Annotated in this window: 3 protein-coding genes; 2 read left to right on the forward strand and 1 reads right to left on the reverse strand. The window is 68.2% G+C overall.

Annotated features, from left to right (window positions below; translation table 11 throughout):
- Positions 1–49: 49 nt before the first annotated feature.
- Positions 50–733: a response regulator transcription factor gene (locus AB0C29_RS42660; RefSeq protein WP_360833263.1), complete on the forward strand. Its 684-nt coding sequence runs from the start codon at positions 50–52 to the stop codon at positions 731–733.
- Between the two features lie 139 nt (positions 734–872).
- Here the strand turns inward: AB0C29_RS42660 and AB0C29_RS42665 are convergent, their stop codons facing one another.
- Positions 873–1,517: a DUF4360 domain-containing protein gene (locus tag AB0C29_RS42665; RefSeq protein WP_360833265.1), complete on the reverse strand. Its 645-nt coding sequence runs from the start codon at positions 1,515–1,517 to the stop codon at positions 873–875.
- A gap of 420 nt (positions 1,518–1,937) precedes the next feature.
- Between AB0C29_RS42665 and AB0C29_RS42670 the strand changes: the two genes are divergently transcribed.
- Positions 1,938–2,579, forward strand: a complete 642-nt coding sequence (locus tag AB0C29_RS42670) for a DUF4360 domain-containing protein (protein WP_360833267.1) — start codon at positions 1,938–1,940, stop codon at positions 2,577–2,579.
- Positions 2,580–2,639: the final 60 nt, after the last annotated feature.

Consider the following 2,639-nt stretch of genomic DNA (forward strand, 5'->3'; position numbering starts at 1 on the left):
CCGGCGACGGCTTCCGGGTCACCGCGGTCCTGCCGGCGGGGCACCCGGCGTGACCGACGAACCGATCCGGGTGCTGCTCGCCGACGACCAGCCGCTGCTGCTGGCCAGCTTCGCGACGCTGATCGCCGCCACCGCGGGCATGTGTGTCGCCGGTACGGCCCGCACCGGCACCGAGGCCGTCGCCCTGGCCCGCGCGGCGCGCGCCGACGTGGTGTTGATGGACATCCGGATGCCGGAGCTCGACGGGCTGGCCGCAACCCGGCTGATCACCGCCGACGAGGACCTGGCCGGGGTGCGGGTGCTGATCCTGACCACGTTCGAGATCGACGAGTACGTCTTCGCGGCGTTGCGCAGCGGCGCCAGCGGTTTCCTCGGCAAGAGCGCGGAGCCGGCGGAGCTGTTGCACGCCATCCGGGTCGTCCACCGCGGCGACGCCCTGCTGACCCCGGCGGCGACCCGCAGCCTCATCGCGCGCTACCTGGCCCGCCCCGAACGCAGCGGGGAGATTCCCGCGCACCGGCTGACCGGGCTGACCGAACGGGAGCGGGAGGTGCTCACCCTGGTGGCGTCGGGACTGTCCAACAGCGACATCGCCGCGCACCTGACGCTGAGCCCGCACACGGTCAAGACCCACATCAACCGCACGATGATGAAGCTGGGCGCGCACGACCGGGCCCAGCTGGTCGTGCTGGCGTACGAGAGCGGGCTGATCAGACCGGGCGGAGCGGGCTGACCGACGGGAAACGGCCGAGGGGGGGGGGGGCCGGGCGGGCGCCCCCCGGCCCGGGGGGGGGGGCCCCCCCCCCCGGCAACCGCCCGCGGGCCCCCGCCCCGCCCCGCCCCCCCTCGGCACGGGCTGGGGAAGCAAGCGCTTAGCACTGCCTCCAGGCGAAGTGGTAGGTGGTCGAGATGCTGCCGTCGGTGGAGTCCATGGTCAGGAAGCTGGCGTCGGTGGAGGTGCCCTTGGCGACCCGCAGCTCGGTGTTGATGTTGAGGTTGCGCAGTTCCCCGCACGGGTGCCAGACCACGGCGGCGACCGGAACCTCGTCACTGACGAACCAGTTGTCGTCCAGCGGTGCGGTGACCGGGTGCGTGGTGAAGGTGCTCTGGCTCATGCCCTGGAAGTAGTAGTTCGCCCGTTGCGAGGCGGTGGCACCGCGCTGGAGCAGGCCGTACCCGCGGTAGTCCACCTTGGTGATCGCGAAGGTGAAGCCCTGGGGCACGTGGACCAGCACGTTGAGCTGGCAGTTCTTGCGGCCTTCGGTGGTGGCGATGCCCGGGCCGGCCTGGGCCAGGTACTCGCTGTAGATGGCGGTGAAGGCGGTGTTGTCCGGTGAGACGGCGACGTCCGCCGTACCGGGCCGGCAGCCCGACCCGGCCATGGCCACCAGGTCGATGACGATGTGGTCGGACGGCGGGTCCTCCAGCGGGTTTCCGGCGGAGGCGGGCGAGGCCGCGGTCAACGAGGCGGCGAGCAACGCCAGCACCGCTCCCCCACGCACCAGCAATTTACGCATGGAACTCCCTTCGAGTAACGACGACAATGCACACGCGGGACCGATGTTATGGGCGGACATTGAGCAACGTCAATGAAGCATTGTCAGGTCGCATTGTGCGGTAATTGGGAGGTGCCATACAGGTGGTTAGGTGTTTACGGTTGGTCGCGCAAAGCCGCAGACCACATCTTCAGGATTATTCGGGCGGAATCCGGTACCGAATTACCCGGAATTATCCGCCTAACTGGACACCTGCAGCATGCATATCCCATCCGAGCAGGGACGGCGGATCATCAACTCAGATAGATGAACACCAATGCTTGTCTGAACCATGACAGCTGACTAACATTCCCTACCGAGCGCCGTCCGACCGCGTTGAGCAGTTCAGGGTTTAATATTGGAAGCCTTCCAGAATGCACCGTCAGAAACGAGAGGAATACCATGATCAAAAGCCTCGTCGGCGTAAGACATACGGCTCTCGCCGCCATCGGCACAGTTCTTGCGCTGTCGCTGTCCTCGCCGGCGCACGCCGAGGCCGCCGCCGTCCCGGACGGCAACGTCACCTTCGAGGTGATCGCCGCCAACGGGTCGGGGTGCGCGCCCGGCACGGCCACGGTGATCGCCGACTCCGACAAGACAGGCTTCCGGATCAGGTACCACGACTTCGTGGCGGAAGCCGGCGGCAGCGCCGACCCCACCGATCGCCGGAAGAACTGCCAGGTCGGTGTCCTGGTCACGGTGCCGGCCGGCTGGACCTTCGCCGTCGCCGAGGCGGACTACCGGGGCCGCGCCCGGCTCTACTCCGGCGCGACCGCCCTGCAGCGCACGAACTACTACTGGCAGGGATCGTCGGCCAACAACAACAACGACGAGACGTTCGCCGGTCCGCTCAACGGTTTCTGGGCCACCAAGGACGTGGCGCCCGCGCTGATCTACGCCCCCTGCACGGAGCAGCGGGTCCTGAACGTCAACACCGAGCTGCGGATCGACCCCGGCACGTCGAGCGGCCGCAGCAGCATGTCGATGCGGTCCAGCGAGGGCGACGTGGACACCCTGTTCAACTTCAGCTGGATCCGGTGCTGATGCCGTAACGAGCTGCCCCGGCACGTCGACCGGTCACGAAGGACTCATTCACGTCGCCGC

The sequence above is a fragment of the Actinoplanes sp. NPDC048791 genome (assembly GCF_040650095.1).
Classification (GTDB): domain Bacteria; phylum Actinomycetota; class Actinomycetes; order Mycobacteriales; family Micromonosporaceae; genus Actinoplanes.

Coding starts and splice junctions, on each gene's coding strand:
- AB0C29_RS42665 (WP_360833265.1), bottom strand. CDS start 1,517: ATGCGTAAATTGCTGGTGCGTGGGGGAGCGGTGCTGGCGTTGCTCGCC.
- AB0C29_RS42670 (WP_360833267.1), top strand. CDS start 1,938: ATGATCAAAAGCCTCGTCGGCGTAAGACATACGGCTCTCGCCGCCATC.